Source organism: Collinsella sp. MSK.8.10 (genome assembly GCF_019041915.1).
Lineage (GTDB): Bacteria > Actinomycetota > Coriobacteriia > Coriobacteriales > Coriobacteriaceae > Collinsella.
In genome coordinates, this window is record NZ_JAHPYF010000007.1 from 132,947 (window position 1) to 140,286 (window position 7,340).

The window sequence follows — 7,340 nt, forward strand, 5'->3', positions numbered from 1 at the left end:
TAAAAACTACATTGAAAGTAGCGTAAAATCAGCATTGAGAATGGCGTAATTTCGCATATCGCGTGATAGAGAGGGACGGCCGTCTATGGATGCACCAAAGAGATTGACCCAAAAGGGATATAGGCCCCGGCTCATAGAGGAGCGCCTCGACACCCTTATGCGGGCGTTTGGCTGTGTGGAGATCAACGGCCCCAAATGGTGCGGCAAGACCTGGACGGCGCTCTCTCGCTCGGCGAGCGTCTCCAGGCTCGATGAGCCTGCGCAGCGTGCGGCGGCAGAGGTCGACCCAAGCCTGGCGCTCATCGGCGATGCGCCACACCTGGTCGATGAATGGCAGGAGGTGCCCGAGGTTTGGGATGCCGCCCGGCGTTTCGTGGACGCGAGCGGCAACGAACGGGGGACACTTTTGCTCACGGGCTCGACCGCGCTCAAAAGCGAGGAGCGCAGCCATGTTCGTCATTCCGGCACGGGTAGGATCGCCCGTCTGTCAATGCGCCCCATGGCCCTGTGTGAGTCGGGCGACGGCGAGCCGCTCGTGTCACTGGCAAGCCTCTTTAAGGGCGAGGATTTTGCCCCTCAGCGTCGCGAGAGCACGGTGGATGACGTCGCCCGCTGGTGCTGCAGGGGCGGTTGGCCTGCAAATCTTGGGCTTTCGGAAGATCTTGCGCGAGAGACGGCAAGCCAGTACGTGCACTCGGTGCTCGACGTCAACGTGCTGGACGAGGGCATGTCGCCTGAGCTTGCACACGGCCTTTTGCGAGCTCTTGCCATGAACGAGAGCCAGGCTGTCACGTACAAGACGCTCGTAAAGGACGCCTCGTACGGTGAGGCGGGCCCCGACGAGAGGACCATCGCTGCGTACTTGGACCTCTTCAACAGGCTCAAGCTGACCGAGGACCTGTGCGGATGGGAGCCGCCCATGCGCTCGAAGGCCCGCGTTCGCGTGCGCCCCAAGCGCTACTTCTGTGACCCGTCACTTGCGGCGGCGTTGCTGGGGGCTACCCCTGAGCGGCTGCTTGGCGATATGCAAACGCTGGGGATGCTCTTTGAGAATCTCGTCCTGCGCGACGTGCGCGTGTTCCTTTCCACCTACGGCGGTGTCGACAACAGTGTCCATTATTTCCGAGATGAGAAGGGCCTTGAGGTCGATCTGATCGTTGAGCACGACGGGCGCTGGGGAGCCATCGAGGTCAAGCTGAGTGATGCGAAAGCAGACGATGGAGCGAGAAATCTCAAGGCGCTGGAGAGGAAAGTGCTCTCCAATCCTGCCGCCCAGAATGCCACGCCGGCGTTTTTGGCGGTCGTGGTTGGAAAGGGGAGCATTGCCTACACACGCGACGACGGCGTGGCGGTGATTCCCATGGCGGCACTTGGGGCGTAGTGGTTTTGCGGGCGTGCCGTGCTTCCTTTACCGAAAATCCATTTGGTAAACCAGATGCTCGCGGATAGAATAAAGTTGACGGCAGCCCAAGGGTGATAGCTGGGCAGCGCCGTTGCTTGGTCAAGAGGTCAGTGCCTTAATGGCAGCGACTTGTTATGCTTCGAATGCTGCTTGAGTGCCTCGGAAAGTTCGATAAGCGCCGTGAAGAGCGAGACCAAAGCAACCAAGAGCTCTGTGAGCTCTGATGGGCCCGGGATGACCTCTGATTCAAGTCACCGGGCCTCAATCTTTTTCATGCATTTGAATAGAGCGGGCGACTCTCTTGGGGCCGTCTGCATGGCGTGTGCTTGGCGCATGGTATTGCGCCCCGCTTTCATGTCCGCGCGGGCGCCTATCCTTACGGCAATGTAGCCGCCTATGTAGCAAGCGGCAGTTGACGGAGAAAGGCCATGACCGTGTCAGCTGAAAAGACGCCGGGTATCTCGGCTATCGACACGACGAACTTTGCGCGCCAGATTGTGCTGGACTTTGAGTTTGCGCCGGTGCCAAAGCAGCGCCAGCGCCGTGGACTGCGCAATGAGATTATCGAGGTCGGCGCCGTCAAGCTCGATTACCACGGCAACGTTATGGGCGAGTTCTCGCAGTTTGTGCAGACGGAATTTACCGAAGGCGTTGCGTTTCCCGTCCGCGAGCTCACAGGTATATCGGCCGTGGACACCGCGATGGCCGACCCACTCTACATGGTGATCAAAAGGCTCAGCGATTGGATCGGCCGCTACTCCGCCCAGATAGTTTGCTGGAGCGGGACGGACCGTCGACAGCTTATGACCGAGTGCCAGGCAAAGCAAATCGACCTTGCCGCATTTCCTACGGACTGGGCCGATCTGCAGGCGTTTTACACCTCGATCATGGACGTGGGCAGCCACGAGTGCGTCTCTTTGAATGACGCGGCGACGTGGTTTGGCATCGAGTTTGACGAGTCGACGGGTCACGCCCACAGTGCCCTAGCCGACGCGCGCGTGACCGCCAAGTTGCTCAAGCAGGTGATGGACGGGGACTATCGCGTGAGTCCGCGTGCTCAGGAGATCCGCCAGCGGTGGAGGATGGGCGATCGAGCCCAGATGCGCCTTTCCAACAAGTGCCCCGAGCTGGGCGACCTGCTGCTGAAGCTGAAGGCGGAGGGGAGGTAGGCGGGGCTCCGGGAATGACCTCTGACTCAAGTCAACGGGGCTCATTTTGCTTTCTTTGGAGCTTTCTCACGGGGCTGACTTTACTTCGTCTCATTTAGTATAAAGCGGCTGCTAGATTGCATAGTGATGATAAAATTAATCAACTCAACATCAATAGCTGTCGCTTTGCGCAATGAGGGGTTCCGAGACGTATGAACGAGTCTGACACACGGCTTAAACTCATTGATCCTGCGATTATGAAGTCGTGGGATCGCAATACCCAAGTCTTCACTGAGTATTTCTTTACCAGTGGCGAGATTGTTGTGCGCGGAAGTATGGTCACCCGTAAAGACAAGAAGAAGGCTGACTACCTTCTGATGTATGCTCCGGGCATCCCTATCGCAATCGTCGAGGCTAAGGATACGGAGCACACCGTTGATGCCGGTCTCCAACAGGGGATGGGATATGCCCAGCTGCTCGATATTCCGTTTGCGTACAGCTCAAACGGAAAGGGTTTTGTTGAGCACGATTTTCTTACCGGGAAAGAGCGCGCTCTTGCCATGGACGAGTTTCCCACTCCGGCGGAACTTTGGACACGATACTCAAAAGCTAAGGGGCTTGAACATCCGTATAGCCAGGAGATTGTGACCGCTCCGTATTACCAGGAGCACGGCGGCAATCATCCTCGCTACTATCAGTGCATCGCCATCAATCGTACGCTTGAAGCTATTGCGCGAGGTAAGAATCGCATCTTGCTCGTTATGGCAACGGGAACGGGAAAGACTTTTACGGCTTTTCAAATCGTTCATCGCTTGCGACAGACTACCGAGGTTCGTAAGGTTCTCTATCTGGCGGACCGCAATATTCTCGTCGATCAGACCATAGACGGCGATTTCAAGCCTCTCAAGAGGGTTACAACCAAGGTCGTAGGTCGAAAGCTCGATTCTGCTTACGAGGTCTATTTCTCGCTCTACCAACAGCTTGTTGGAGAAAACGGTGAAGAAATATTCCGCGAGTTCGACTCGGAATTCTTCGATTTGATTATCGTCGACGAGTGCCATCGCGGAAGCGCCGCGGCGGACTCCGCATGGCGTAAGGTACTTGAGTATTTCAATTGTGCAATTCAAATCGGTATGACGGCTACGCCAAAGGAGACTGAAGAGGTTTCAAACATTACCTACTTCGGCGAACCTGTCTACACCTACTCCCTTAAACAGGGAATCGAGGATGGCTTTCTCGCCCCGTATAAAGTTATTCGTCCTAAGCTGAACGTCGACATTTACGGATACCGTACTGAGGAAGGCACCATAGATGATCGCGGCGAAGCTCTGCCCAAACGTGTTTTCGAGAAGCAAGACTTCGACAGCGAGATTGTCATCAAAGAGCGCTACGAGGAAGTTGCCAAGCGGATAACTCAATTTCTAAAGGAGACGGATCGTTACTCCAAGACCATAGTCTTTTGCGTTGACATCGAGCATGCCGAAAATATGCGACGTGCCCTTGTAAACGAGAACGCCGATATCGTAAGAGATCACCCCACCTACATCATGAAGATTACGGGTGACGACAGGGAAGGTAAGGCTCAGTTAGATAACTTCATCGACCCCGACGAGAAATACCCGACCATCGTTACGACTTCGAAGCTTCTCACCACTGGTGTTAATTGCAAGACGTGTAAGGTAGTCGTGCTCGACAACAAGTTCGGTGAGCACGGAATGACGGAGTTCAAGCAGATTATCGGCCGCGGAACCCGTATCTGTGAGGACTACGACAAACTCTATTTCACCATCCTCGATTTTCGTGACGCATCGCGTTTGTTTGCAGATCCCGAGTTTGATGGCGAACCTGTTGTTGTGTTTGAGCCTAATCCGGGTGACCCCATTGCGGATCCGGGTCCCGGCGGCAATGGCGGCAGTCCCGTTCCGCCTCCGTCTCCGATCGTAGACCCACCCGTATTGCCGCCGGACGATCCGTCCTCCCATGTGAAATATCACGTTCATGGGGCCGACGTCTATGTAGTGTCGGAGATGGTGCAGTATTACTCCTCCGATGGCCTTCTTGTAACTGAGAGCCTTAAGGACTATACGCGAAAAAACATTCTCGGCGAATACGACACTCTTGACCACTTCCTAGCGGCGTGGAACTCTGAACATAAGAAACAAGCGATTATCGATGAGCTGCGCGCGCGTGGCGTATTCCTGGATGAGCTGCGGCTCGAGACTGGACAGGAGCAAATGAGCGACTTTGACCTCATTTGCCACATTGCTTACGACCAGAGACCTCTTACGCGCAGCGAGAGAGCCAATAGTGTCAAGAAAAAGGGCGTGCTCTATGAGTATGCCGGCGTCGCGCGTGAGGTCCTTGAAGCGCTTCTCGACAAATATGCGACGTCGAACCTCGTAGACTTGGACGACACCCACGTCCTCGACCTCGAGGAATTCCGTCGGTTTGGCAGCCCAATGAAGATCGTCGCCGCATTCGGCGGCAAACAACAGTACATTCAGGCAGCGCAGATGCTCGAGGACGAGCTCTACATCGCATAGAGAAAGGTAACGATAGCAAATGGCACTGGGATCTCTCGTAAAGACCCTGCAGAACATCATGCGCAAAGACGCCGGCATCAATGGCGATGCGCAGCGCATTGAGCAGATGACTTGGCTTTTCTTCCTCAAGATTTACGATGCCAAGGAGCAGGAGTGGGAGTTTCACGATGACTCCTATCAGTCCATCATCCCCGAGCGCCTGCGCTGGTATAGCTGGGCGCACGATGCGAAAGACGGCAAGGCGCTTACTGGCGATGAGCTTCTCGACTTTGTGAACAATGATCTATTCAAGACTCTTGAGAGTCTTGAGCTTGCACCTGATGCGCCTTTGCGACACGTCGTCGTCAAGGCTGCTTTTACTGACGCCAACAACTACATGAAGGATGGGATTCTACTTCGTCAAGTCATCAACGAGATTGACGAGTCGGTTGATTTTACCGAGTACAAAGAGCGCCACGCCTTCGGTGAAATTTACGAGACCATCCTGAAAGACTTACAGTCCGCGGGTAATGCCGGCGAGTTTTACACGCCCCGAGCGGTGACTGACTTTATGGCCCAGGCACTTGCGCCCAAGCTCGGCGAGACTGTGGCTGACTTCGCGTGTGGCACGGGCGGCTTTTTGACGAGCGCCCTCAAGATTCTCGACTCCCAGGTTCAGACTCCAGCCGATCGTGAACTCTATGCAAGATCGGTCTACGGCATCGAGAAGAAGCAGCTCCCTTACCTGCTGTGCGTGACCAACATGCTGTTGCACGATATCGATAATCCTGAAGTCTTTCACGATAACTCTCTCGAGAAGGATGTTCGCGAGTGGAAGCACAAGCCTGACGGCCAGTTTGACGTCGTACTTATGAACCCGCCCTATGGCGGGTCCGAGAGTGCATCGGTGCAAAACAACTTCCCTGTTGCACTCCGTAGCTCCGAGACCGCAGATCTATTCCTTGGACTCATTCTTTATCGTCTTAAGCGAGGCGGCCGCGCTGCTGTTATCATTCCGGATGGTTTTCTCTTTGGCCAGGATAGTGCAAAGACGGAGATCAAGCGTCGCCTGCTTGAGGACATGAACTTGCATACTGTCTTGCGCCTTCCACAGAGTGTTTTCGCTCCGTACACGAGCATCACTACTAACGTTCTGTTCTTCGATAATACGGGGGCCTCTGAGGGCGTTTGGTTCTATCGCATGGACATGCCCGAGGGGTATAAACACTTCTCTAAGACCAAGCCCATTAGGATCGAACATTTTGCACCTGTAAAGGAATGGTGGGAGAACCGTCGGGATATCGAGGAAGACGGCAATCCCAAGGCCAAGTACTATACGGTTGACGAGTTGCGAGACGGCGGTTTTAACTTTGACGTGTGCGGCTATCCTCACGAGGAAGAGGAGATCTTACCGCCTGACGAACTGATCAGGAACTACAAAGAAGAGCGCGCTAAGCTCGATGCCGAGATTGACCAGAAGCTTGCTCGTATTTGCGAGATTCTTGGGATTGAGGCGTAGATGAAGGCAAAAGACCTGAAGAACTCAATCCTGCAAATGGCGATTGAGGGAAAGCTCGTTCCACAAGACCCGAGTGATGAGCCTGCAAGCGTCCTGCTTGAGCGTATTCGTGAAGAGAAGCATAAGCTTATTGCTGAGGGTAAGGCTAAATTCCCGAAGGGCGGGGAGAGCATTATCTATATCGGTTCCGATGGCTCCCCCTATGAGAAGCACGTGGACACTAAGGGACGCGTTCTGAGCGACAAGTGCATCGCGGACGAGGTTCCGTTTGGGATTCCGGAAAGCTGGGCCTGGGCGAGATTTAGTGAAGTCATTGGAATTGCAGCGCGTTTGGTCGACCCGTTGAAATATCAGGACTTTCCTCATATCGCGCCTGACAACATCCAAAAAGGCACCGGAAAGCTCTTGTTCTGTCATAGTGTTAAGGCCGACGAGGTTAAGAGCGCCAATCACCTGTTCTCTGCAGGACAGATTCTCTATTCGAAGATTCGTCCAGCTCTTCGAAAGGCGGTTATCGCCCCTTTTGATGGGCTGTGTAGTGCGGATATGTATCCGCTCAACACCAAGCTGCAACCTGAATATGTCCTCACGGTTCTCCTCAGCAATTTCTTCACTGAGGAGACGCTTAAGGGTGATACGCGTGTCAAAATGCCAAAGACTAATCAGAAGTCATTGAACGTCATTCTGGTCCCAGTTCCGCCTCTCGCCGAGCAGCGCCGCATCGTCGAGCGGGTGAACGAGCTCATGCC

Annotated in this window: 5 protein-coding genes; all 5 read left to right on the forward strand. The window is 54.6% G+C overall.

The window, feature by feature from the left end; translation table 11 throughout:
* Positions 1-85 precede the first annotated feature (85 nt).
* Positions 86-1,381 (forward strand): ATP-binding protein, encoded by a 1,296-nt coding sequence (locus KTF55_RS08495; protein WP_138113054.1) that lies wholly within the window; start codon positions 86-88, stop codon positions 1,379-1,381.
* A 449-nt stretch (positions 1,382-1,830) separates the two neighbouring features.
* On the forward strand, positions 1,831-2,571 hold the full coding sequence (locus KTF55_RS08500) for a 3'-5' exonuclease (RefSeq protein ID WP_204987216.1): 741 nt from the start codon (positions 1,831-1,833) through the stop codon (positions 2,569-2,571).
* Positions 2,572-2,762: 191 nt separating this feature from the next.
* Positions 2,763-5,093, forward strand: coding sequence for an EcoAI/FtnUII family type I restriction enzme subunit R (gene hsdR / locus KTF55_RS08505; protein ID WP_138113050.1), 2,331 nt, complete (start codon positions 2,763-2,765; stop codon positions 5,091-5,093).
* A 19-nt stretch (positions 5,094-5,112) separates the two neighbouring features.
* Positions 5,113-6,591 (forward strand): class I SAM-dependent DNA methyltransferase, encoded by a 1,479-nt coding sequence (locus KTF55_RS08510; protein WP_006235244.1) that lies wholly within the window; start codon positions 5,113-5,115, stop codon positions 6,589-6,591.
* The coding region (locus KTF55_RS08515) for a restriction endonuclease subunit S (RefSeq protein WP_217108324.1) at positions 6,592-7,340 on the forward strand (749 nt) is incomplete at its 3' end.

Bases quoted from the DNA above. Each gene is read 5' to 3' on its own strand.
- KTF55_RS08495 (WP_138113054.1), top strand. From the start codon at position 86: ATGGATGCACCAAAGAGATTGACCCAAAAGGGATATAGGCCCCGGCTC.
- KTF55_RS08500 (WP_204987216.1), top strand. From the start codon at position 1,831: ATGACCGTGTCAGCTGAAAAGACGCCGGGTATCTCGGCTATCGACACG.
- hsdR (WP_138113050.1), top strand. From the start codon at position 2,763: ATGAACGAGTCTGACACACGGCTTAAACTCATTGATCCTGCGATTATG.
- KTF55_RS08510 (WP_006235244.1), top strand. From the start codon at position 5,113: ATGGCACTGGGATCTCTCGTAAAGACCCTGCAGAACATCATGCGCAAA.